The organism is Pseudomonas sp. HP_01, assembly GCF_055284355.1.
In genome coordinates, this window is record NZ_JBTOPV010000008.1 from 1 (window position 1) to 23,869 (window position 23,869).

Consider the following 23,869-nt stretch of genomic DNA (forward strand, 5'->3'; position numbering starts at 1 on the left):
GCTAAAGCCGGTCCTACAAGGGATTGCGTACGCTGCCTGATTGGCGGGATGCACGCGGTCTGTTTTTGTAGGACTGGCTTTAGCCGGGAAGAGGCCAGTGTGAGCACCATCAATTTCGCGGTGTGACGCGTGACGCTTTCCCGGCTGAAGCCGGTCCTACAAGGGATTGCGTACGCTGCCTGATTGGCGGGATGCACGCGGTCTGTTTTTGTAGGACTGGCTTTAGCCGGGAAGAGGCCAGTGTGAGCGCCATCAATTTGCGGTGTGGCGCCTGACGTCTTCCCGGCTAAAGCCGGTCCTACAAGGGATTGCGTACGCTGCCTGATTGGCGGGATGCACGCGGTCTGTTTTTGTAGGACTGGCTTTAGCCGGGAAGAGGCCAGTGTGAGCACCATCGATTTCGCGGCGTGGCGCCTGGCGCTTTCCCTGCTGAAGCCGGTCCTACAAATGGCTGCGGGCCTGGCAACGTTTAGCCAATCGCCTGTGTCACCATTGTGAATTGGACAATGCCATCCAGTGAGTGCGGTGGCTCACCCAGCACCATGCGGGGCGCGCGATCAACGCAGGGCAACCCCATCCCCTCCAGCCAGTCCACCAGCCCGCAATCAGCCAGAATGTCGAAACGGACAAACGCGCCGGGGATCAGGCCCAGCAGGTGCGTGATCATCTGTTTTGCCTGCGCCAGATCCTGCGCAACTACTGGCCCGATAAGATGCCCGCGACCAAAACGACGGAGCAGGGCGCACCCCTTCAGTTGCCCTTGCACCTCGACGCCCACCACACACTCCGCCATCGGCAGCAGATCGTTGAGCACCGCCGTGCGGTCCAGCCCGCTGCCGGCATTGGCCAGTTCGATCACCTGCGGGTACTCGGCCTCGGTCACTTCACGACACAGCGCGTCTCTCGTTGCAGCCAGAACCGGCGGCATGTGAGGCACGCCCTGATGTTGCTGAATCCGCGCGTACTCGACAAAACCCATGCTCACATACAGCGGCGCCCCCGATTCAGTGGCGTTGAGGATCGGCGTGCGCGGCGCGGCGGCATCCAGGCACAGGTTCATTAACTGACGGCCAATGCCTTTGCTCTGGTGCTGATCACTCACGATCACCAGTCCGATGGAGGAATAAGCCCCCTGATGGCAGGCAAACGCCACGCCCACCAATTGCCCTTCATGTTCAGCAACAAAGCCCTCGGACGTGCGCTGCACCATCGCCCAGTCTTCCTCGCGATGGGGCCACTTCAACTGCACGGAGAGGGCGTGGGCGGCGGGCATATCCTCCGCTTTGGCCGTGCGGTAAACGTAGGCGTCGCTCATATGAGTTTTCCTGTGCTGAGAAGGCTGGTCGCCAATTGCGGTACGAGTGATGGCTGAGTAAACCGGCGGATGTCGAAGGGACTGATAGACGTGCTGGTGCTGCCGGTGCTGATCAGTTCGGCCATCACGTCGCCGACGCCAGGGCCGAGCTGAAAGCCATGGCCGCAGAAGCCGAAAGCGTAAAATAGCCCATCGACCATGCCGCTGGGGCCCATCACCGGCAGCGAGTCCGGCGTGTAACTTTCGATGCCGCTCCAGGTGCGGATGATGTTGAGTTTTTCGGCACCGGGGACCAGCCGCTTCATCTGGCGCATCTGATTGATCAGGCTTTCAGGCTTGAAAAACGCCCGACGGTTGACCATGTCCGGCGCGCAGCGAGCGCCGCCACCGATGATGATGTTGCCGCGGGGAATCTGCCGAAAGTAGATCACCTCTTCTTTGATCTTGGTGAACACGCCGATCACCGTCGGCAAGGCGTAAGGCACGGGCTCGGTGACCGACATCTGCGGGCCATTGGGCTCCAGGGGCACGGGTTCATCGAACTGTTGAGACAGCCTGGTCGCCCACGCGCCGGCAGTGATCAACAGCTGCTCGGCGACGAACAATTGCCCGTCGGTGGTGGTGACATGGAACACGCCGCCGACCTTTTGCACGTCGGCGACTTCGGTGCGCTCTTCGATGCGTGCGCCCAGTCGCCGGGCCGCGCGGGCAAAGGCCGGGGCCGCCAAACGCGGGTTGGCGTGACCGTCGTGAGGCGCGTAAGAGCCGCCCTTGACCTCTGCGCCGAGGAAGGGAAACCGCTCGTGCAACTCGGCGCCGCGATAGATTTTCAGGTCCAGTTGCTCGGCCTCTGGCGCAGCGGCGTAGGCCTCCAGCTCGGCGATTTCATCCTCGCGATAACACACGCGCATGTGCCCGCTGGGGATGAATTCCAGGTCATCGTCGATCAACTCCGGCAGGCGTTTCCACAAACCCCACGAGCGGTTCGCCAGTTCGAGCTGACCCAGATAGCGCCCTTGGCGACGGACGTTGCCGAAGTTCACGCCGCTGGCGTACTGACCGATCTGGTCGCGTTCCAGCAGGGTCACCGAGCGGCCGCGCCGTTGCAGAAAAAACGTCGATGAGGCGCCCATGACGCCGCCGCCGATCACCAGCACATCGCTTTTTTGCGGGTTCATGAAGGTTCCTCTTGCAGGTGACGGGGTTGCAGGCCACGGGGCTGCAGATCCCGCGCGATTGCTTCTATTTCGATCAGGTAACCGTGATGCAAAACCGGGACCGGCACCACGGCGCGCGCGGGCCGATGCTCGCCCAAGTACCGCGCATAGAGTCGATCAAACGCCGGCCAGTGTTCAATGCCGACCACATAGACCGTTACTTTCAGCAAGTCGGTTGGGCTTAAACCCGCTTGCCGGAGGATCGCCATGAGGTTGTCGAGGGCAATCGAGGCCTGCACTTCGAACGGTTGATCTGCGCTGTGCTCGCCATTGGCCCGCACCGGCAATTGGCCGGACACGTAGACCACGCCGCCGTAGGCCACTGCCTGGGAATAGTGCCCGCCCGGCGCAGCCGCGTCGGCCGTGTGAATGATGTCGAGATCACCAGCCATGCAGACGACTCCAGGTGTGCACGGCGCCATCGGCGTCGAGGGCCTGATAGTCCGGAAACTGCGCGCCGGTGGCGCAGGCGTGGTTGGGCAGAATGCGCAGGCGGCGGCCGATGGGGAAGCGCGCGGATAGGTCGGTGCTGTCGGTGTTGCCCAACGTGATAATCCCGTGCTCCTGATTGGCGCCGGTGACCAACGCCCCTTCGATCCACTCGCCCGTTTCAGTGCACACCTGGCCGTAACCGAAATCGTGGCGCTGACGCTGGGTGCCGCGATCACGACTCATGGCCATCCAGCCGGCGTCGGTGATGATCCAGCCTTTGTCCTGCTGATGGCCGATCACCGTGGTCAGCACGCTCAGCGCCAACTCGTCGGCCTGGCAGACGCCGATGTTGTGCATGACCAGATCGAAGAACACATAAACGCCGGCGCGCACTTCGGTCACGCCGTCCAGATTCAGGGCTGAGAGGGCGGTGGGCGTGGAACCGATGCTGACCTCCGGGCAGTCCATCCCGGCGTCGCGGATGCGTTGAGCGGCCTGAACGCAGAGGGCGCGCTCCTGTTCAGCGAGGGCTTGCAGGGCTTCGGGGTTGTCGAGTTCGTAGCTGGAACCGGCGTGGGTCATCACGCCGCACAGTTGCACGCCGCCTTCGCTCAGTATGCGCGCGACGTCGATCAGCGCCGGGTCCTCAGCGGCGAGGCCCGAGCGATGGCCGTCGCAGTCAACCTCAATCCAGACGGGGAGTCGTTCATCGTGCTCCTTCGCGAAGGCGACGATGGCATAGGCGCCCTGAACGCTGTCGGTCAGCACGCTCAGGTTGCAGCCAGCGCGCCGCAACGCTAGTGCCTGAACCAATTTGCCGGGGGCGATGGCGACCCCATACAACACGTCGTTGATGCCCTGGTTAAAACAGTGTTCGGCTTCTTTCAGCGTGGACACCGTCACGCCCCTCGCACCGGCCGCGATCTGCGCCTGAATCACCGGCAGGCATTTGCTGGTCTTGACGTGGGGACGCAAACGCACGCCGAGGCTGTCCATGCGTTGCTGCATGCGCTGGATATTGCGCTGCATGCGCGGGACGTCCACCAGCGCGGCGGGCGTGTCGAGAGAGGCAATCGGCATAGACATGATGGAACTCGGGTGGCGAGGGACAGGCTGCACTCTACTCAGCTGTCGTTAAGGTGTGGTTCAATCCAGCCTCATCAATCATTAAGTAAAATTGAATGATTTCCATCGAAGACCTGCGCCTGGCGGTCGCCCTGAGCCGTGCCGAGTCCCTGAGTGCGGCGGCCAGAGCGCTCAATGTCTCGCCGCCAGCGCTGTCCATGCGCCTGCGAAAACTGGAGACGCTGCTGGGCCTGACCCTGGCCAACCGCGACGCGCGCCGCCTGAGCCTGACCGCCGATGGCGAACGCTTCTCCCGGGAAAGCGCGCTGTTGCTGGAACAGCTCGAAGCGCTACCGGAATCCTTCCGGCAGAAGGACGAAAGGCTGGTGGGCACCTTGCGGCTGGCGGCGCCGTTCGGTTTCGGACGACAGCGACTGGCGCCGCTGCTGGCGCGTTTCATCCGGTTGCATCCTCAGCTGTGCCTGCACCTGGACCTGCGCGAAACCCCCTGGCCGGATCGGCACGACAGCGATGCGGTGATCCACATCGGCCACCTCAACGACAGCCTGTGGACCGCGCGGCAGCTCTCGCCCAACGAACGCTGGCTCTGCGCAAGCCCGGCCTATCTGCAGGAACACGGCGAGCCGACGTCGCCAGACCAACTCAGCGCCCACCGCTGCATCTGCATCCGCGAGAACGACGAAGACGTCACTCTTTGGCACCTGCGCAAAGGCCCCGCCCGAAAAACCCTGCGCGTCGAACCGGCCCTGCTCACCAACGACGGCAGCGTCGCCCGCCGCTGGGCCGAACAAGGGCTGGGCCTGGTCCTGCGCTCGCAATGGGACGTCAGCGACGCCATCGCCAGCGGCAACCTCGTGCGCGTCCTCGCCGACTGGAACTTCGACAGCGCCCCCGTCAACCTCCTCGTGCCCTCCCGCAAACTACGGAGTCCGAGGGTGCAGGCGCTGGTGGCGTTTCTGGAAGATGCGCTGAAGGTGTGAATAGTTGCACCGGCATCACGCCGATGATCGTTCCCACGCTCCGCGTGGTGATGCAGCTTGGGACGCTCCGCGTCCTTGACTGCTCTTCCCGGCTGAAGCCGGTCCCACAAAAAAGCACCGCGTGGAGCCAGTGAGACCGGTGACGCGGAGCGTCATGGGATGCATTCCCACGCAGAGCGTGGGAACGATCAAGATCAAAGGCTTCCCGGCTAAAGCCGGTCCCACTAAGCGTAAGCGCGCTTTTGATCTTCATACGCAAAAAGCCCAGACACCGCCAATCGCGACTTGGGTGCAGGCCGAACGCAGACGACGCGCAGTGGGCCGAGCCGCATGGATGCGGCGAGAGCGCCGTCAGGACATGGATGTCCGTTCGGCGCGGGCCCACGGAGCGTCGTCGGAGTGAGGGAATTCCGACGAAGGAGGAACCCAACCAGGAGCAAGCACCCTTGGTTACTTGGGGTGCTTTTCCAAGTAACTCGCCGAAGGCGAAACAGTCTGCCCTTAGGCAGACGCTTTTGATCTTGCAGCTGACGCGTTGAGAACGCCGAACTCACTTCACCGCGTAAACCTTGCGGACGTAAACCGTACTCGTCCACGCACAAAACGCCCCCTTCACCACAAACACCGTATCCCCCGGATTAACCGTCACCTCACCGCCCTCATCATCGGCCAGCGTCACGCTCCCCTCCAACAGATGCATCAACTCATGCAACCGATGCGCACGACCATGGCGCTGATAAGGCGTCGAATCCCAAATCCCCACCTTCAGCTCCGTCAGCTCATCCTCGAACAGACTCAACGCCCGGCATTGCGGCGCAGGCCCGATCAAAATCGGCGGCTCCAGCGTCGCCGACGGATTGAGCCAAAGATTCGCCGGCAACAGCGTCAACCCGGGACGCGCAGGCGCGTTCTCCACATCCACCGCACAAAACGCCCATTCACTGCCACTGCTGGCATGCACCGCCACCCGACTGCCACGGCCAATCACCGCACTGCCGCCGACGCCCAACTCCAGCGTCTGCTCCGCACTGCTCAACACCACATGGCCGGCATGCACCACCAGCGTCTCGCTGTAGGGGAAGTCCTCAATCAACACGTCGCCGGTGAACCGCACCAGTCCGGCCGACACCCCGTCATCGCCGCGCCACGCCACCTGTCGCGCCTCGGCAAAAGGATCGAGCGCGCTCAAAGGCGCAGAGCTGAAAGACGTAGAAACGCCGCTGCCATCAGCGCGCGCCAACAGCAAAATACCGGGAGATGACATGGTGAATGCTCCGTAAGAAAAGTCAGCCGATCGCCTGGGTGATCAGCGCAAAAGGGTGCACGCCCTGGCTGGCCTCGGGCGCAGTGCCCCTCGCCATCTGCACCACGGTGTCGACGTTCTTCAGGCCCGCCGCTTCCAGCCAGTCGCTCAGACCGCAGGTCACAGGAATGTCGATGCGCACAAATGTGTCCGGCACCTGCGCCAGCAAGACGGCGATCAGGTGTTGAGCCTGATGGATGTCTTCTGCCACCACCGGCCCGATGCAGCGCCCGCGGCCAAACGGCCGCAGCAGGGCGAAACCGCGCAGCTGACCGTCACGCTCTATGCCCACGGCGTGCTCCACTTGCAGGTCGCGCAGCACATCGCGACGGTCCAGGCCGCTCGCGGCTTTGGCGAGGGCAAGGAGGGCGGCGTGGTCGTCGGCAGTGAGCGCGCGGCAGGTTTCGCCGTCAGCCAACGCCACCAGCGCCGGCACGATGGCCTGGCCCTGATGCTGCTGCACCCGACCAAACTCAACAAAACCCTGGCTGGCATACAACGGCTTGCCCGCGACGGTGGCGTTGAGAACCGGCGTGCGCGGCTCGCAGGCGGCGAGGGCCGTCTCCATCAAGCGGCGGCCAATGCCCTGGCCCTGGTAATCGTTGCTGACGATCACCAGGCCGATGGTCGCGAAATCACCTTGAGGGCAGACAAACGCGCTACCGATCAGGCGGCTGCCGTCGATGACCACGAAGCCGTCGCTGACCCGATGCAACATCGCCCAGTCGTCCAGGCGGTGGGGCCATTTCAGTTGCACCGACAGGTCATGGGCGGCGGTCAGGTCGGCGACGGTCATTCGGCGGTAGGTATAAGAAGGGTGCGGCAGGGCGGACATGGCGAGGCTCCGTTATGCAGTATTCAAGTAGCACTGGCGCCCTGTATCCCACCTGATTAAAGGGCTGACAAGAGGGCGCGGGATATTCGGCAGATTCGTCGCACGGCGGGGGACGCGACCCTACTTCGTACTTAAATCCGGGGTGAGGGCGGCAGCAAATGCCAGGGACCTATTTTATCGTTTCAGCCCGATGATCGTCCCCGCGCTCTGCGTGGGAACGATCAACATTATCTGCCGCCGCAACCCCCATTCTTAAGCCCTTCCACACCGCAATCCCCGGAAAAGCCCCCTAAAAGCGCACAAACACTGGCCCTGCCCAAGGCTGGCGCGCACCGCAAACTCTGCTGAGGCCAGCCACCAAAACGGTGGTTTGTATTGAGCACGGGTCGTTTTAGACGGCATATGCTGATTTCACAGTGATGTAATGAACCTGTGCTGCAACGAGGCCGACGCGCCGCCAGGGCAGCGAACGCTTGCCACACTCAACTGACTTCAGGACCGCACTCAATGAGCTTTCTTCGTCCCAAATTCATTACGTTCGACTGCTACGGCACGCTCACCAATTTCCATATGGGCACCATGACCCGCGAGCTCTTCGCCGACCGCGTCAAGCCTGAACAGATGGACCAGTTCGTCAAAGACTTTTCGGCCTACCGTCTCGATCAGGTCATGGGCGACTGGCAGCCGTACGACGTCATACTCAAGACCGCCCTGGCCCGAACCTGCAAACGCTGGGGCGTCGAGTACCGCGATGAAGGCCAGCTGTATTACGACGCGGTGCCGACCTGGGGCCCCCATGCGGACGTGCCGGCGGGTCTGTCGAAGATCGCCGACAAGATTCCCCTGGTGATCTTCTCCAACGCCAGCGACAGCCAGATCATGTCCAACGTCGACAAGCTCGGCGCGCCGTTTCACAAGGTCTTCACCGCCGAACAGGCCCAGGCTTATAAGCCACGCCTGGCAGCTTTTGAGTTCATGCTCGACAACCTCGGCTGCGGCCCGGAAGACATCTTGCATGTGTCTTCGAGCTTCCGTTACGACCTGATGTCGGCCCACGACATGAAGATCAAGCACAAGGCCTTCGTGGCCCGTGGTCATGAAGTGCCGGCGAATGCGTACTTCGAGTACCAGCAGATCACCGACATCGGTGGGTTGCCGGCGCTGGTGGGCCTGTAACTCAAACGCCGGCTCCACGCCGTTTCAGCGCCGCCGTTTTAGCAATAAGGGGTTAAAGATGGGCAGTGAATCCTATTGGCTCGACACTTCACCGGCCTTCACCGGTGCTCAACTGGGCGGCTTGCCCGGGCAGGTCGACGTGGCCGTGATCGGCGGTGGATTCACCGGCCTGTCGGCGGCGCGAGCCTTGGCGCTCAAGGGCGCCAGCGTGGTGGTGCTGGACGCCGGTCGCGTGATCGGTGAAGCCTCCGGTCGCAACGGCGGCCAGTGCAACACCGGCGTGGCCCAGGATTACGCCGGGCTGCATGCCAGTCTCGGTGCAGCAAAAGCGCGTGCCTATTACCAGGCCTATGAAAGCGCGGTGCAGACCGTGGTTTCGTTGGTCGAGCAGGAGAGGATCGCCTGCGATCTGCTGCGCAACGGCAAGCTCAAACTGGCCGCCAAACCTTTGCATTACGAGGGCCTGGCCCGCACCTGCGAGCTGATCCGCCAAGAGGTGGACGCCGACGTCGAGCTGCTCAATGCCGAGCAGACCCGAGCCGAAGTCAACTCGGCGCAATTCCATGGTGCGTTGTTGCAGCGCAACGGCGTGCAGATGCACGTTGGCCGCTTCGGTGTCGGTCTGGCGGAAGCGGCTGCCCGACGCGGCGCAATGATTTACGAACACACCCCGGTCAAGGACTGGAAGCCCGAGGCTGGCGGTTATCAGGTCAACACCGCCAAGGGTTCGCTGCACGCCGGACAAGTGCTGCTGGCGACCGGCGCGTGCCAGCACGGCGACCTCGGCTGGTACCGCCGGCGGATCGTGCCGGTGGGCAGTTTTGTCATCGCCACCGAAGTCTTGCCCCAGGCGCTGATCGACGAGTTATTGCCGCAGCACCGGGCCTACGTGACAAGCCGCATGATCGGCAACTACTTTCGCCTGACCCCGGACAACCGCCTGCTGTTTGGCGGGCGTGCGCGGTTTGCCATGTCCGACGGCGTGTCCGACGCCAAGAGCGGCAAGGTGCTGCAGGCGGCGATGCTGAACATGTTCCCGGCGTTGGCCAACGTGAAAATCGATTACTGCTGGGGCGGCCTGGTGGACATGACGTCCGACCGTCTGCCCCGCGCCGGCCAGCACGGCGGCGTGTTCCATTCCATGGGCTACAGCGGCCATGGCGTGCAGATGTCTGTGCACATGGGCCAGGTCATGGCCGAGGTGATGGCCGGCAACGCGGCGGCCAACCCCTGGCGTGAACTGGAGTGGCCGGCGATCCCCGGTCACTTCGGCAAGCCGTGGTTTCTGCCGTTCGTGGGCGCGTATTACCGCTTCCAGGACTATTTGCACTGAGTTCATTAGTCGCCGCTGTAGCGTCACCGTCGTCTGCGTTTCCAGGACGCTCCGGACATCCGTGAGCACTCGAATATTCCGATCATCGACAGGTAGCCTTGATATGACTGACCACAAAGACACCCCCGAGCTTATCTCCGGCCCAGACAGCCTGCGGGTATTCGAAGGCCTCAATCGCGGCATGTCGCGGCGCAACGCCTTGCAGATGCTCGGCCTGGCCGGGGTCGCCGCAGCGGGGGCGGGCAGCCTGTTTGGCAGCGCCGGCAAGCTGTTCGCCGAGGAAGCCACCGCCGGCGGCAAGGGCAAGCCCGGCGGCAAGATTCGTGTGGCCGGCATGTCGAGTTCCACCGCCGACACCCTTGATCCGGCCAAGGGCGCGTTGTCCACCGACTACGCCCGTCACTACATGTTCTACAACGGCCTGACCCGCTTCGATAAGCATCTGGTACCGCAGCTGGAACTGGCCGAGCGCATCGACAACGTTGACGCCACGCTGTGGACCATCACCCTGCGCAAGGACGTGACTTTCCATAACGGCAAGGGCCTCAGCGCCGCCGACGTGGTGTTCTCCCTCAGCCGCCACAAGGACCCGCTCACCGGTTCCAAAGTCATGCCGCTGATGGAGCAGTTCGCCGAGATCAAGGCCACCGGCCCGAATGAAGTGCAGATTCGCCTCAGCGCGCCGAACGCCGAACTGCCGTCGATTCTCGCCGTGTCGCATCTGCTGGTCGTTCCCGAGGGCACCACCGATTTCAACAAAGGCATCGGCACCGGGCCGTTCACCGTCGGCGAGTTCAAGCCGGGTGTGCGTTCGGTGGCGGTGCGCAACAAGAACTACTGGAAGCCGGGCCTGCCGTACCTCGACGAGATCGAATTCATCGCCATCGCCGACGAGCCATCGCGGGTCAACGCGTTGCTGTCCGGCGACGTGCACATGATCAACGAGGTCAACCCGCGCTCCACCACGCGCATCGCCGCCAGCCCGAAACACCGCGTCGTCGATGCACCTTCGGGGAACTACACCGACTTGATCATTCGCCAGGACCAGCTGCCCGGCAAAAGCCCGGAATTCACCCAGGCCATGAAGCTGCTGCTGGACCGCGAACAGGTCAAGTCCGCCGTGTTCCGGGGCTTCGCCGTGGTCGGCAACGATCACCCGATTGCGCCGGGTTCGCGCTACTTCAACACCGACCTGCCGCAGACGGTCTATGACCCGGAAAAAGCCAAATTCCTGCTGAAGAAAGCCGGCATGGAAAGCATCACCATGCCCGTCATGGCGTCGCCTGCCGCGACCGGTTCCGTGGACATCGCCGTGCTGCTGCAGCAATCGGCGAAACAGGCCGGGCTCAAGCTGGACGTTAACCGCCTGCCGAGCGACGGCTACTGGTCCAACCACTGGATGAAGCACCCGTTGAGCTTCGGCAACATCAACCCGCGACCGAACGCCGACGTGATGTTCTCGCAGTTCTTCCAGTCCAAGGCGCCGTGGAACGAGTCCGGCTGGCAGAACGATCAGTTCGACCAGTTGCTGATGCTGGCCCGGGGCGAAACCGACGACGCCAAGCGCGCCAAGATGTACGGCGACATGCAGACCCTGGTCCACGATCACTGCGGCATCGGCGTGCCGGTGTTCATCAGCAACATCGACGGCGTCGACCAGCGCATCAAGGGCTACGACTCCAACCCGTTGGGCGGCTTCATGGGCTACATGTTCGCCGAGCAGGTGTGGCTGGACGCTTGAGGAGGCAGTGCAATGAATAGCCATACGCTGTGGTTGATCTGCCGGCGCTTCGGTGCCGGGGTCGTGACCCTGTTGATCTTGTCCATGGTCGTGTTTGCGATCACGGCCGTGCTGCCGGGCGACGCGGCGCAGCAATCCCTTGGCCAGTTCGCCACCCCGGAACAGGTGGCGGCACTGCGCCTGAAACTGGGGCTGGATCAACCCGGCGTGTTGCGCTATCTGCACTGGTTGATGAATTTGCTGACCGGCGACATGGGGCAGTCGGTGTCCAACGCCATGCCGGTGGGTGAATTGATGGCGGGCCGGGTGCCGAACACGCTGATGCTGGCGGGCGCCACGGCGCTGGTGTCGGTGCCGCTGGCGCTGATCCTCGGCATCGGTTCGGCGATGGGGCGGGGCGGGCGCATCGACAGTTGCCTGAGCTTCATCACCCTGGCGATGGTCGCGGTGCCGGAGTTTCTGGTGGCGACCCTGGCGGTGCTGATTTTCGCGGTCAACCTCGGTTGGCTGTCGGCGCTGTCCTATGCCACCGACATCACCTCGCCGCTGCAGTTTTTGCGCACCTACGCGTTACCGGTGATGACCCTGTGCTGCGTGATCGTGGCGCAGATGGCGCGGATGACCCGCGCCGCCGTCATCGACCAACTCGACAGCCCGTACGTGGAAATGGCCCGCCTCAAAGGTGTCAGCCCGACCCGCATCGTGTTGCGTCACGCCTTGCCCAACGCGATCGGGACGATTGCCAACGCCATTGCCCTGAGCCTGTCGTACCTGCTCGGCGGGGTGGTGATCGTCGAAACCATCTTCAACTACCCCGGCATTGCCAGCCTGATGGTGGATGCCGTGACCAACCGCGACATGGCCCTGGTGCAAGCCTGCACCATGCTGTTCTGCGCGGCCTATCTGGCGTTGGTGTTGCTCGCCGACCTCTGCGCCATCCTCTCCAACCCGAGGCTGAGAAACCAATGAACCCGCTCATTGCGAAATCCAGGCCTGCGTCTTCAGCCCTGGCACTGGCCAAGGTCTCCGGCAACCCGTCCTGGCTGGGACTGGTCGGCGCTGCCGTCTGCGTCATCTGGCTGCTGGTGGCGCTGTTCGGCCCGTGGCTGGCGCCGCACCCGGTCGGCGAAGTGATCTCCGACAACATCTTCGAAGGCTTCAGCCTGGCCCATCCGTTCGGCACCGACTACCTGGGCCGCGACATGCTCAGCCGGGTGCTGGTGGGGGCGCGCTTCACCGTCGGCCTGTCCCTGGTGGCGGCGCTGTTGGCCAGCACCTTTGGCACCGGCTGCGCGCTGCTGTCGGTGGTCTCGCCCAAGTGGCTGGACGAAATCATCAGCCGGATCATGGACGCGTTCATTTCGATCCCCAGCAAAATGCTCGCGCTGATCATGGTCTCGGCCTTTGGCTCGTCGGTCACGCTGCTGATCTGCACAGCGGTCATCAGTTACATCCCCGGCTCGTTCCGGGTGGCCCGCAGCATGGCGGTCAATATCGAAGCCCTGGAATACGTGCAAGTGGCGCGCACCCGGGGCGAAGGCAAACTGTACGTGGCGTGCCGGGAAATCCTGCCGAACATGCTCAACCCGGTGCTGACCGACCTCGGCCTACGTTTTGGTTACATCGTACTGTTGCTCAGCGGCATGAGTTTTCTCGGCCTTGGCGTGCAACCACCCGACGCAGACCTTGGTTCGCTGGTGCGGGAAAACATCGGCGGCCTCAATCAGGGCGCAATGGCGATCATCATTCCGGCGCTGGCCATCGGCACGCTGACCATCGGCGTCAATCTGCTGATCGACTACCTGTCATCGCGACGCGGTCGCCGCTCGGGAGGCCATTGATATGACCCAGTTGATTCGCGTCGAAGACTTGCGCGTGGTGGCCGGTGACGAAGGCCACGAGGTTGAAATCGTCAAAGGGGTGAGCTTTTCCCTGGAGAAAGGCGAAGTGCTGGCGCTGATCGGCGAGTCCGGCTCCGGCAAAACCACCATTGCTCTGGCCTTGCTCGGTTATGCGCGGCGGGGCTGCCGGTTGTCCGGCGGCGTGGTGCAGGTCGGCGAACACGACATGCTCGCCCTGAACGAAAAACAGCTGCAGGGCCTGCGCGGCAACCGTGTTTCGTACATTGCCCAGAGCGCGGCGGCCGCCTTTAATCCGGCGAAAAAACTTCTCGATCAAGTGGTGGAAGGACCGTTGATCCATGGCCTCGGCACCCGCGCAGAGCTGGAAGCCAAGGCCATCGGCCTGTTTCGTGATCTGGCCCTGCCGAATCCCGAACGTATTGGCCGCCGTTACCCGCACCAGGTCTCCGGCGGGCAACTGCAACGGGTAATGGCCGCCATGGCGCTGATCAGCGATCCGCTGCTGGTGGTGCTCGATGAGCCGACCACCGCGCTGGACGTCACCACCCAGATCGACGTGCTGCGGGCGTTCAAACGCGTGGTGCGTGAACGCGGCGCCACGGCGGTTTACGTGTCCCACGACCTGGCCGTGGTCGCGCAGATGGCCGACCAGATCGTCGTGCTCAACGGCGGCCAGATCCTCGAACAAAGCGCCACCGCGCCACTGCTCAAGGCACCGACCCACGAGTACACCCGCAGCCTGCTGGCGGCCGCGCGGCCTGACACGGGCATTCGTCCCCCCTGTGGCATCGCGGAAGAGGGGCCGCTGCTGACCATCACCGGCCTGACCGCCGGCTACGGCAACAAAAACCTGCACGGCATGCCGGCGATCCGCGTGCTGGAAGACATCGACCTGACCGTGCGCCGGGGCCAGGCCATCGGCGTGATCGGCGAGTCCGGCTCGGGCAAATCGACCCTGGCGCGGGTGGTGGCGGGGCTGCTGACCCCGGCCCTCGGTGGCCTGACCTTCGGCGGCCAGCCCTTGGGCGGAAGTCTGTCCGAGCGTACGCCGGAGCAGTTTCGGCGCATTCAGATGGTCTTTCAGAACGCCGACACTGCGCTCAACCCGATGCACAGCGTGGCGAACATCCTCAGCCGTCCGCTGAAAATGTATTTCGGTCTCAAGGGCGCGGCGTTGCAGGCGCGCATCGGCGAGCTGCTAGATCTGGTGCGTCTGCCGCGAGACATGGCCGAGCGCCGCCCCAATGAACTGTCCGGCGGGCAGAAGCAGCGGGTCAACCTGGCCCGGGCGCTGGCGGCCAAGCCCGACCTGATCCTCTGCGATGAAGTCACCTCGGCCCTCGACACCGTGGTTGGTGCGGCGATTCTCGAACTGCTCCGCGACCTGCGTCAGCAACTGGGCGTGTCCTACCTGTTCATCAGCCATGACATTTCCACGGTGCGTGCGCTGTGCGACGACATCGTGGTGATGTACAGCGGCCACAAAGTCCACGCCGGCCGCCGCGAGTCGTTTGCCGAAGCGCCGTACCACCCGTACACCGACCTGCTCATCCATTCAGTGCCGGAACTGCGTCAGGGTTGGCTGGAAACCTGCGGCGCCACCCATGGCGAGCTGCCGCCGATCGGCGAACGGGCCAACCTGCCGGAGCTGTGCACCTTCCTCAATCGCTGCCCGGTGCGCGTCGACGGCCTGTGCAACCGCACTGCGCCGAAGCGCCGAACGCTGGACAACGGCAGCGAAATTCTCTGCCACCGCGACGGCGCCGATCTGCTGGCGACCCAGCGCGGTGTTACCACTACAAGCTTTGGAGCGTATGCATGAAAGGGCGTTTTGTGAGGCTGGCCGAACAGGGCCGGCCGACGGTCAAACTGACTGTTGATGGCGCGCCGATCGAAGCATTACAGGGCGACACGCTGATGGTGGCGTTGCTGACCCAGGGCGGCTCGCTGCGCCAGTCGGAATTCGACAGCGGCCGCCGCGCCGGTTTCTGCCTCATGGGCGCCTGCCAGGATTGCTGGGTCTGGACCCGTGGCGGCGAACGCCTGCGCGCCTGCTCCAATGAAGTCCGCGACGGGTTGGACATCGTCACCACACAGCCGGAGGCGACATGGCCACTGCACAGCTGAGCACTCATCGCGTCGTCATTGTGGGCGCGGGACCGGCCGGCGTGCGTTGCGCCGAAACCTTGCTGGCGGCCGGCATCAAACCGATTCTGGTGGACGAAAACCGGCGTGATGGCGGGCAGATCTACCGCCGCCAGCCGGACGGTTTCACCCGCGATTACTCCACCTTGTATGGCAGCGAAGCCGACAAGGCCAAGCACCTGCACCAGACTTTTGATCGCCTGCGCGGCGCCATCGATTACCGGCCCGACACATTGGTCTGGAACCTCACGCCAGGGCAGTTGTGCTGCGCCAATCAGGGCCGCCACACCACGCTGGACTACGACGCGCTGATCCTTTGCACCGGCGCCACCGACCGCCTGATGCCCATTGAAGGCTGGCAACTGGCAGGCACCTACAGCCTGGGCGGGGCGCAGATCGCGTTGAAGAATCAGGCCGTTTCCATCGGCCATCGCGTAGTGTTCATGGGCAGCGGGCCGTTGCTGTATCTGGTCGCCAGCCAGTACGTCAAAGCCGGCGCCACAGTCGCGGCGGTCCTCGACACCTCGCCCTTCAGCCTGCGCCTCAAAGCGCTGCCTAAATTGCTGGCACGGCCGGGGCTGTTGTGGACCGGGATGAAGTTTCTGGCGCAGTTGTACCAGGCCAAAGTACCCGTGCATCTCGGCGTCAAGCCGTTAGAGGTATTGGGCGATGCCGCCAATGGCGTGGCAGGCGTGCGCTTCACCACCGGCAGCGGCAAGGCCGTGACTGTGCAGGCCGATGCGGTGGCGCTGGGTTATCACTTGCGTCCGGAAACCCAGCTGGGTGATCTGGCCGGTTGCGCCATGGCCTTCGATCAGGCTTCCAGCCAATGGTGGCTGGCGACGGACGAGGCCGGTCGTACCTCGGTAAACGGCGTCTATGCCGCCGGTGACGGTGCAAAGATTCGCGGCGCCGATGCCGCCGAGCACGCCGGACGCCGAGTGGCCTTGGCGCTGCTCGAAGACCTCAAACAACCGTTCAACGCCGGGCTGCGCGACGAAGAACAAAAAGCGCTGGGGGTGATGGACCAGTTTCGTCTGGGCCTTGCCGAAGCGTTTCCCTGGCCCGCTGAACAGGCCAAGGCCTTGCCCGACAGCGCCATCGTCTGCCGCTGCGAGATGATCACCGCCGGTGAGTTGCGCCGCACGGTCAACGAGAAGGGCGCCTGTGAAGTCAACCGCGCCAAGGCTTTCAGTCGGGTCGGCATGGGTCGCTGCCAGGGGCGTTATTGCTCCCAGGCGGGGGCTGAAGTGATCGCCGCCGAAGCCGGTGTGCAGGTGCAGGAAGTCGGTCGCCAGCGCGGGCAGGCGCCGGTCAAACCGTTGTCGATGCTCATCGAGGAGGTGTCGCCATGAGCGTGCAAAAAGCAGATGTGGTGATTGTCGGCGGTGGCTTCATGGGCGCCGCGACGGCGTTTTTCCTGCGTCGGCGCGGGCAGTCGGTGATCCTGCTGGAGCGCGATCAGATCGGCCAGTACGCCAGCGGCGTGAACTTCGGCAACGTCCGCCGGCAAGGGCGTTTCCTCGGGCAGCTGGCACTGGCCAATCGTTCGTGGGCGCTGTGGAAACGCCTGCCGGAACTGATCGACGATGACCTCGAATTCATCCCCAGCGGGCACATGCGCGTGTGTTACCGCGAAGACGAAATCGCCGAACTGGAGGCCTACGCGGCCGCGCCGGAAGCCGAGCAGCTGGACCTGAAAGTCTACCGCGGCGCCGAACTGCATCAGCGTTTTGGCTTTCTCGGTGCGGACGTCAAAGGCGGCTCTTACGCCCCCCATGACGGCCACGCCAACCCGCGTCTCGCCGCGCCGGCCTTTGCCCGGGCCGCCCGGCGTCTGGGTGCGCAGATTGAAGAGCGCACTGAAGTGGCCGAAGTGGAGAAGGTCGGCGGTGATTTTCACGTCACCACCACCGACGGCCGGCAGTTTCACGCCGCGCAGCTGTTAATCACGGCTGGCGCCTGGGGCCAGAAACTCTCGGCGCAGTTTGGCGAACCGGTGCCGCTGGACACCCATGGCCCGCAGATGGCGGTCACCGAGCCGGTGCCCTACGCCTTGCCGACGGTGATCGGCGTGTACACCAAAATTCCCGAAGAGGTGATCTACTTCCGCCAGATCCCTCGGGGCAATATCGTCATCGGCGGCGGCTTTCGCAGCAAACCGGACATGCTCAACCGTCGCGCCGCTGTCGAGCCGCGCAGCATCCTCAATCAGGCCGAACAGATGCGCCGCCTGCTGCCGGGCGTCGGCAATCTGAACATCATCCGCGTGTGGAGCGGCATTGAAGGCTACCTGCCGGATTCGCTGCCGGTGATGGGGCCCAGCGGCACTGTCGACGGCCTGTTCTACGCCTTCGGCTTTTGCGGCCACGGCTTCCAACTCGGCCCTGGCGTCGGTGATGTGATGGCCGAACTGCTCGACACCGGTCGCACCACGACCCCGATCGAGGCATTCTCCATCACACGTTTTGCCCTTCCTGCCGAGCAAAGGAGCCACGCCTCATGAAACCCCGCGTTCTCGAGATTCTGAAACGGCTGATGGCCTTCGAAACGGTGTCGTCGGAGTCCAACATGGCGCTGATCGACTACGTCCGCGACCTGCTGCTGAGCAAGGGCATCGAGTCGCTGATCGTCAAAGACGAGAGTGGCAAGAAGGCCAACCTGTTCGCCAGCACCGGGCCGAAAGACCAGCCCGGCGTGTTGCTCTCCGGCCACACCGACGTGGTGCCGGCGGCGGGGCAGGCGTGGACCTTTCCGGCCTTTGCCGCCACGGTGCAGGACGGGCGCATCTATGGCCGCGGCAGTTGCGACATGAAGGGCTTCATCGCGCTGGCCATCGACGCCATGCTCGACGCAGCAGAGCACTCACTCACACGCCCACTCAACCGCCCCCTGCAACTGGCCCTGTCCCATGACGAGGAGATCGGTTGTGTGGGCGTGCGGCGCTTGCTCGACGTGCTGCACCTGGCGCCGGTGCGGCCGTTCCTCTGCGTGATCGGCGAGCCGACCAACATGCAATTCGTGCTGGGCCACAAGGGCAAGGGCTCCTACCGCACCTATTGCCGGGGCCAGGAGGCGCATTCGTCCCTGGCGCCGCGTTCGGTCAACGCCATTCACGTGGCCTGCGACTTCATCGCCTCCCTGCGGGAGAGCCAGCAGCATTTGCAACACCACGGCGCCCAGGACACCGACTACGACGTGCCCTACAGCACCGTGCATGTCGGCCAGATCAGCGGCGGCAAGGCGCTGAACATTGTGCCGAACCTGTGCACCCTGGATTTCGAGGTGCGCAACCTGCCGGCGGACAATCTGGAGCAGTTCATCGAGCAGATGCGCGAGCGCGCCGAAGTCATCGTTCGCGAGGCGCAGAAGCTCTCCAGTGTCGCGGCCATCGAGATCGAGACCATCAACGTCTACCCCGGCCTCGACACCCACCCGACGGTCGAAGCAGTGAGCTTCCTCAAGCAATTCGCCGCGCCGGACACCGGCATGACCAAGGTCTCCTTCGGCACTGAAGGCGGCCTGTTCAAGCAGCGCCTCGACGTTCCGGTGGTGGTGTGCGGCCCGGGTTCCATTGAGCAGGCGCACAAGCCGGACGAGTTTATCGAGGTCAGCCAGATGGACGCCGGCGAGCGCTTTTTGCAAGGGCTGCTGGGCTCGTTGAAGGCGTAGCAGAGCCTGCCGTCCTGACGTGAATTTCAGCACGGCACGCTGGTTTGAAGACGCTTTCGGCATCCTCGTTCGAGGCAGATCCCTAGACTGGAATCTGTCTCGGATCAGGACTCGACCATGCTCAAGAATCGCTTGCAAGACCCCGGCCTGCTGGCTGAACGCGCCTACGTGAACGGTGAGTGGATCGTCGCCGACAGCGGCGCCACCCTCGACGTCCGCGACCCCGCCACCGGCGAACTGCTTGCGCAGGTCCCGGCTATGGACGCCGTGGACACCCGCCGCGCCATCGAAGCCGCCGAACGTGCCTGGCCTGCCTGGCGTGCGCGCCCGGCGGCAGAACGGGCGGTGCTGCTGGAGCGCTGGTTCCAGGCTATGATTGACCACCTCGACGACCTCGCGCTGATCATGACCTGCGAGCAGGGCAAGCCGCTGAACGAGGCCAAGGGCGAAATCCGCTACGGTGCCGGCTTCGTCAAATGGTTCGCCGAAGAAGCGCGCCGGGTCTACGGCGAAACCATGCCGGCCCCCAGTGGCGACCGACGCCTGCTGACCCTCAAGCAACCCGTGGGCGTCTGCGCCGCGATCACCCCGTGGAATTTCCCCAACGCGATGATCACCCGCAAATGCGCGCCGGCCCTGGCCGCGGGCTGCCCGGTCATCGTCAAGCCATCTGACCTCACGCCGCTGTCGGCCCTCGCCCTGGCGGTGCTGGCCGAGCGCGTCGGTATTCCGGCCGGCGTGTTCAACGTCCTCACCGGAATGCCCGCCGGCATCGGTGAAGAACTCACCGGCAACCCGGCGGTGCGCAAGATCTCCTTCACCGGCTCCACCGCTGTCGGCCGCCTGCTGATGCGCCAGAGCGCCGAACACATCAAGCGCCTGAGTCTGGAACTGGGCGGCAACGCGCCGTTTGTGGTGTTCGACGACGCCGACCTGGAACAGGCCGTGGCCGGGGTGATGATCAGCAAGTTTCGCAACGCCGGGCAGACCTGCGTGTGCGCCAACCGCATCCTCGTGCAGGCGGGCATCTACGACCGATTTGCCGCGCGATTGGTGGAGGAGGTGGCTAAGCTCAAGGTCGGCAACGGCCTGGAAGAGGGCGTGACCATCGGCCCGCTGATCAACCCGGCGGCGGTCGCCAAGGTGGCGCGGCACATCGACGACGCCCTGAGTCAGGGTGCGAAATTGCTCTGCGGGGGGATTCCCACAGGCGACAGCCAGTTCGTGCAACCCACCGTGCTGGCTGACGCCCACGCCGGCATGCTGCTGGCCAACGAAGAAACCTTCGGCCCGGTGGCGCCGTTGATGCGCTTTACTACAGAAGACGAAGCGCTGGCCCTGGCCAATGCCACCCCATTCGGTTTGGGCGCCTACTTTTTCACCCAGAACCTGAAGCGCTCGTGGCGTTTCGGCGAGGCGCTGGAGTTCGGCATGGTCGGCCTCAACACCGGGATCATCTCGATGGAAGTCGCGCCGTTCGGCGGCATCAAACAATCGGGCCTCGGCCGCGAGGGCAGCAAATACGGCCTGGACGAGTACCTTGAAGTCAAAGCCTTTCACATCGGCGGCTTGAACTGATTCATTGCAAGGGGCGCACCATGAGCAAGGCATTCAGAATCGCCGCGATTGCGGGCGACGGCATCGGCAAGGAAGTCCTGCCCGAAGGGTTGCGGGTACTGGAACAGGCGGCAAAAAAATGGGAACTCAACCTGAGCATCGACGTGCTCGACTGGGCCCACTGCGACTACTACCTCGCCCACGGAAAGATGATGCCCGACGACTGGTTCGAGCAGCTCAAGGGCTATGACGCGATCTACTTCGGCGCCGTGGGCTGGCCCGACAAAGTGCCGGACCACATTTCCCTTTGGGGCTCGCTGCTCAAGTTTCGCCGGGACTTCGATCAATACGTGAACATCCGCCCGGTGCGCCTGTTCCCCGGCGTGCCCTGTCCGCTGGCCGGGCGCGAACCGGGCGACATCGACTTTGTGGTGATCCGGGAAAACACCGAGGGCGAATACTCCTCGGTGGGCGGCAAGATGTTCGAAGGCACCGAACACGAGTTCGTGCTGCAAGAATCGGTGTTCACCCGCCGCGGCGTCGACCGCATCCTCAAATTCGCCTTCGAGCTCGCCCAAACCCGCCCGCGCAAACGCCTGACCGCGGCGACCAAATCCAACGGCATCTCCATCAGCATGCCGTACTGGGACGAACGCACCGCATTGATGGCCGCGAATTACCCCGAGGTGACGTGGGACAAGCAGCACATCGACATTCTGTGTGCACGCTTCGTGCTGCAGCCGGACCGGTTTGACGTGGTGGTGGCGTCGAACCTGTTCGGCGACATCCTGTCGGACCTCGGCCCGGCGTGCGCGGGCACCATCGGCATCGCCCCCTCGGCAAACCTCGACCCCGAACGCCGCTTCCCCTCGTTGTTCGAACCGGTGCACGGCTCCGCGCCGGACATCTACGGACAGAACATCGCCAACCCCATCGCGATGATCTGGTCCGGCGCGCTGATGCTCGACTTCCTCGGCAACGGCGACGAACGCTACCGCGCGGCCCATGACGGGATATTGCAGGCTATAGAGGAAGTGATTGCAGAGGGGCCGATTACGCCGGATTTGGGCGGGAAGGGCTCGACGCAAGACGTCGGGACGGCGATTGCCGGAAGATTGGTTTAGGGCCGAGGTTTCTGCAGGACTGGCTTTTGACGTTGGTGGGACCGGCTTTAGCCGGGAAGGCGTCAGTTGCCCAACTGAAAATTGATAGCGATTGCGCGGGCCTCTTCCCGGCTGAAGCCAGTCCCACAGGGACGCGGAGCGTCCGGGGCTGCATTACCACGCAGAGCGTGGGAACGATCTGCATGTGTCTGGCTCACCGATTACAGGTTTTGATCTCAGTGGGACCGGCTTTAGCCGGGAAGGCGTCAGTTGCCCAACTGAAAATTGATAGCGATTGCGCGGGCCTCTTCCCGGCTGAAGCCGGTCCTACCGGGACGCGTAGCGTCCGGGGCTGCATTACCACGCAGAGCGTGGGAACGATCTGCGTGTGTCTGGCTCAACGATTACAGGTTTTGATCTCAGTGGGACCGGCTTTAGCCGGGAAGACGTCGGATGCCACACCGACGGACCGGGGACAGATTAATTTATGGACAAGCGCTGTAAATAAATCCGTCCCCTTTAAACGAGTCCCCTTTAAACGGTCGAGCTTTAAGCGACATTGCATGTAAGTTGGAAGATATGAACCTCATCAAAGAATTTTCTTCCAACCAATGCCTCAATGGCTGAAGCCTGATCGCGGTTCAGGTCGTATCCTTCGTCGCCGCGTTGCGGTTCCGACCACTCCATGATTTCGCTCAATTGAGCGTCGCAACCGTCGGGCAGATTGATTTCAAGCTTGAGCTGTTCGCTCTCTCTGTCGAATACCTCAACGATGTATTTCAAGGTTCAACCTCGCGTGTGCTGTCTGCACTTTTGGTTTGAGTGCCTGTTTCTGCGTCGAACTCTCCCAAGTGTTTTCCTCGCTTGTTGTATTTTTCAATTGCCCCGTGCTGGCTGTCCCATTCGAAAATCTCGCCTGCCTGGGTTTTCCAGCGTTTGCGCAGACCTCCACCGCCCTTGACCGATGTCTTCCGGGGCGCAACCTTTGCGTCGGGAAATGCGGCGAGTTCTTTCGGAGGCTGATGATAGCCATGATCCCCATTAAACGGCCGCGCATACACCACGTACATCGACCTCAGCCCCGAGTCAGCGGGGAAGACCAGAATGCAGTCTTCGGCGGTGATGTCTTCGCCGGGGAGGCCTTCGAGCTGGCTGTCGGTGTTGTCCGGAATCGGGTGGACGAGGAGGGTGCCTAAACGGGCATCGCTGTTTTCAGGGTAGACCAGCGGTTCCAGTGTCCCGTGTCGGCCCCGGCGGGGCGTCATCAGAATGGTAATGCCGTTGAGGTGTGCCTCCATCGCGCTCTTGTCGGCATTCCAGCGGGCTTGCACGGTGCGGACCGAGTCGTCGCCGGAGGCCTTGGAGTGGATGCCGTAAATCTGCAATCCACCTTCGGTATCACGGCGCAGCTGGAAACGCACCCGTGTTGTCGCCTGAGTCAGGTTGCGCAATTCGTCATCGGTGTAGAGCGTGCCGTCGCCCATCTTCGCCGGGAGCATGCCCAGGATGAACAGACTCGCCGGGCCGCCGGCGCCGCGAAGCAGCCAGGTATGGCTGCGCTGCATGATGCCGCCACCGGCCATGCGGCCCAGTCCCATGTCTGCGCCGAGTGCGGCGGCAATGGCGTCGGAGGCAGAGGGCAGCAGCATGGCGCCCGCCATCATGATCGCGCCGAAGTTGGAGGCGGGTTCTACGGTGGTGCCGGCGTCAGTGCTGCACCATTCCCCGGTACAGGATTTGGCGAAGACCTTGTCGGTACGCGCCTTCGGCTCGGGCCAGCGCTCTGGCATCAGTGTGGGCTCCCGCACGGGTTCGGGAGGCGGGTTCCACGGTGTCCATGACGCGCCCCCGTTGGGAAGCCCTTTAAAAATCGAGTTGTCCTCAAAGGGATTTTTTTTGGCGTCCTTGAGCATGACCTTGCTGATGTCCGCCAATTTGAGGCGGCGCAGGATGCGGTCGGGTCGACGAGTGGTCAACGGCGTGGGGGTTACGGGATGTTGCTGGGCGCACAGGCTTTTGATGTCAGTGGGACCGGCTTTAGCCGGGAAGGCGTCAGATGGCACCCCACCTAATTGATGTCGACTGGACTGGCCTCTTCCCGGCTAAAGCCGG

21 protein-coding genes are annotated in these 23,869 nt (G+C 63.5%); 13 read left to right on the top strand and 8 right to left on the bottom strand.

The features are described 5' to 3' along the window. Positions 1-469: 469 nt before the first annotated feature. The 4 genes from ACYAR8_RS06500 to ACYAR8_RS06515 are packed head-to-tail and all read right to left on the bottom strand — an operon-like array spanning position 470 to position 4,050. On the bottom strand, positions 470-1,315 hold the full coding sequence (locus tag ACYAR8_RS06500) for a GNAT family N-acetyltransferase (protein WP_108123023.1): 846 nt from the start codon (positions 1,313-1,315) through the stop codon (positions 470-472). Then, positions 1,312-2,493, bottom strand: coding sequence for an NAD(P)/FAD-dependent oxidoreductase (locus ACYAR8_RS06505; RefSeq protein WP_074888006.1), 1,182 nt, complete (start codon positions 2,491-2,493; stop codon positions 1,312-1,314). The genes ACYAR8_RS06500 and ACYAR8_RS06505 overlap by 4 nt, the downstream gene beginning before the upstream one ends. After that, the gene (locus ACYAR8_RS06510; protein ID WP_463579415.1) at positions 2,490-2,924 is read right to left on the bottom strand and encodes a RidA family protein; all 435 of its coding nucleotides are present in this window, start codon (positions 2,922-2,924) and stop codon (positions 2,490-2,492) included. The genes ACYAR8_RS06505 and ACYAR8_RS06510 overlap by 4 nt, the downstream gene beginning before the upstream one ends. Continuing rightward, a complete protein-coding gene (locus ACYAR8_RS06515) occupies positions 2,914-4,050 on the bottom strand; it encodes a DSD1 family PLP-dependent enzyme (protein ID WP_463579416.1) in 1,137 nt (378 codons plus the stop codon). The genes ACYAR8_RS06510 and ACYAR8_RS06515 overlap by 11 nt, the downstream gene beginning before the upstream one ends. A gap of 95 nt (positions 4,051-4,145) precedes the next feature. Here ACYAR8_RS06515 and ACYAR8_RS06520 point away from each other — a divergent pair, with 95 nt between their 5' ends. After that, positions 4,146-5,030, top strand: coding sequence for a LysR family transcriptional regulator (locus tag ACYAR8_RS06520; protein WP_463579417.1), 885 nt, complete (start codon positions 4,146-4,148; stop codon positions 5,028-5,030). A 550-nt stretch (positions 5,031-5,580) separates the two neighbouring features. Here ACYAR8_RS06520 and ACYAR8_RS06525 read toward each other — a convergent pair. Beyond that, positions 5,581-6,294, bottom strand: a complete 714-nt coding sequence (locus ACYAR8_RS06525) for a cupin domain-containing protein (protein ID WP_463579418.1) — start codon at positions 6,292-6,294, stop codon at positions 5,581-5,583. A 22-nt stretch (positions 6,295-6,316) separates the two neighbouring features. Continuing rightward, complete coding sequence (locus ACYAR8_RS06530; protein ID WP_463579419.1) at positions 6,317-7,168, bottom strand: GNAT family N-acetyltransferase; 852 nt, start codon at positions 7,166-7,168, stop codon at positions 6,317-6,319. Between the two features lie 507 nt (positions 7,169-7,675). Between ACYAR8_RS06530 and ACYAR8_RS06535 the strand changes: the two genes are divergently transcribed. From ACYAR8_RS06535 to ACYAR8_RS06590, 12 genes are all read left to right on the top strand, one after another. Then, positions 7,676-8,344: a haloacid dehalogenase type II gene (locus ACYAR8_RS06535; protein WP_074887989.1), complete on the top strand. Its 669-nt coding sequence runs from the start codon at positions 7,676-7,678 to the stop codon at positions 8,342-8,344. 58 nt (positions 8,345-8,402) lie between these two features. Continuing rightward, on the top strand, positions 8,403-9,677 hold the full coding sequence (locus tag ACYAR8_RS06540) for an NAD(P)/FAD-dependent oxidoreductase (protein ID WP_074887986.1): 1,275 nt from the start codon (positions 8,403-8,405) through the stop codon (positions 9,675-9,677). Positions 9,678-9,780: 103 nt separating this feature from the next. Then, on the top strand, positions 9,781-11,418 hold the full coding sequence (locus ACYAR8_RS06545; protein ID WP_463579420.1) for an ABC transporter substrate-binding protein: 1,638 nt from the start codon (positions 9,781-9,783) through the stop codon (positions 11,416-11,418). Positions 11,419-11,430: 12 nt separating this feature from the next. Next, complete coding sequence (locus tag ACYAR8_RS06550; RefSeq protein ID WP_463579421.1) at positions 11,431-12,387, top strand: ABC transporter permease; 957 nt, start codon at positions 11,431-11,433, stop codon at positions 12,385-12,387. Beyond that, complete coding sequence (locus ACYAR8_RS06555; protein WP_122624288.1) at positions 12,384-13,259, top strand: ABC transporter permease; 876 nt, start codon at positions 12,384-12,386, stop codon at positions 13,257-13,259. The genes ACYAR8_RS06550 and ACYAR8_RS06555 overlap by 4 nt, the downstream gene beginning before the upstream one ends. A gap of 1 nt (position 13,260) precedes the next feature. Then, entirely contained in the window at positions 13,261-15,102 is a 1,842-nt protein-coding gene (locus ACYAR8_RS06560; protein ID WP_463579422.1) for an ABC transporter ATP-binding protein, read from the top strand. After that, positions 15,099-15,407: a (2Fe-2S)-binding protein gene (locus ACYAR8_RS06565; RefSeq protein WP_463579423.1), complete on the top strand. Its 309-nt coding sequence runs from the start codon at positions 15,099-15,101 to the stop codon at positions 15,405-15,407. Before ACYAR8_RS06560 ends, ACYAR8_RS06565 begins: the two co-directional genes overlap by 4 nt. Continuing rightward, positions 15,389-16,780, top strand: a complete 1,392-nt coding sequence (locus tag ACYAR8_RS06570) for an FAD/NAD(P)-dependent oxidoreductase (protein WP_463579424.1) — start codon at positions 15,389-15,391, stop codon at positions 16,778-16,780. Before ACYAR8_RS06565 ends, ACYAR8_RS06570 begins: the two co-directional genes overlap by 19 nt. After that, complete coding sequence (locus ACYAR8_RS06575) at positions 16,777-17,931, top strand: NAD(P)/FAD-dependent oxidoreductase (RefSeq protein ID WP_463579425.1); 1,155 nt, start codon at positions 16,777-16,779, stop codon at positions 17,929-17,931. Before ACYAR8_RS06570 ends, ACYAR8_RS06575 begins: the two co-directional genes overlap by 4 nt. Further along, entirely contained in the window at positions 17,928-19,097 is a 1,170-nt protein-coding gene (gene argE, locus ACYAR8_RS06580) for an acetylornithine deacetylase (protein WP_108123049.1), read from the top strand. Before ACYAR8_RS06575 ends, argE begins: the two co-directional genes overlap by 4 nt. Before the next feature lie 117 nt (positions 19,098-19,214). Continuing rightward, positions 19,215-20,675 (top strand): NAD-dependent succinate-semialdehyde dehydrogenase, encoded by a 1,461-nt coding sequence (locus tag ACYAR8_RS06585; protein WP_074887962.1) that lies wholly within the window; start codon positions 19,215-19,217, stop codon positions 20,673-20,675. A 20-nt stretch (positions 20,676-20,695) separates the two neighbouring features. Then, positions 20,696-21,778 (top strand): tartrate dehydrogenase, encoded by a 1,083-nt coding sequence (locus ACYAR8_RS06590; protein ID WP_463579426.1) that lies wholly within the window; start codon positions 20,696-20,698, stop codon positions 21,776-21,778. 528 nt (positions 21,779-22,306) lie between these two features. Here ACYAR8_RS06590 and ACYAR8_RS06595 read toward each other — a convergent pair. Together ACYAR8_RS06595 and ACYAR8_RS06600 are read right to left on the bottom strand one after the other, a co-directional pair. Next, the gene (locus ACYAR8_RS06595; protein WP_074887955.1) at positions 22,307-22,540 is read right to left on the bottom strand and encodes a DUF7683 domain-containing protein; all 234 of its coding nucleotides are present in this window, start codon (positions 22,538-22,540) and stop codon (positions 22,307-22,309) included. Next, entirely contained in the window at positions 22,537-23,820 is a 1,284-nt protein-coding gene (locus ACYAR8_RS06600; protein WP_463579427.1) for a colicin E3/pyocin S6 family cytotoxin, read from the bottom strand. Before ACYAR8_RS06600 ends, ACYAR8_RS06595 begins: the two co-directional genes overlap by 4 nt. Positions 23,821-23,869: the final 49 nt, after the last annotated feature.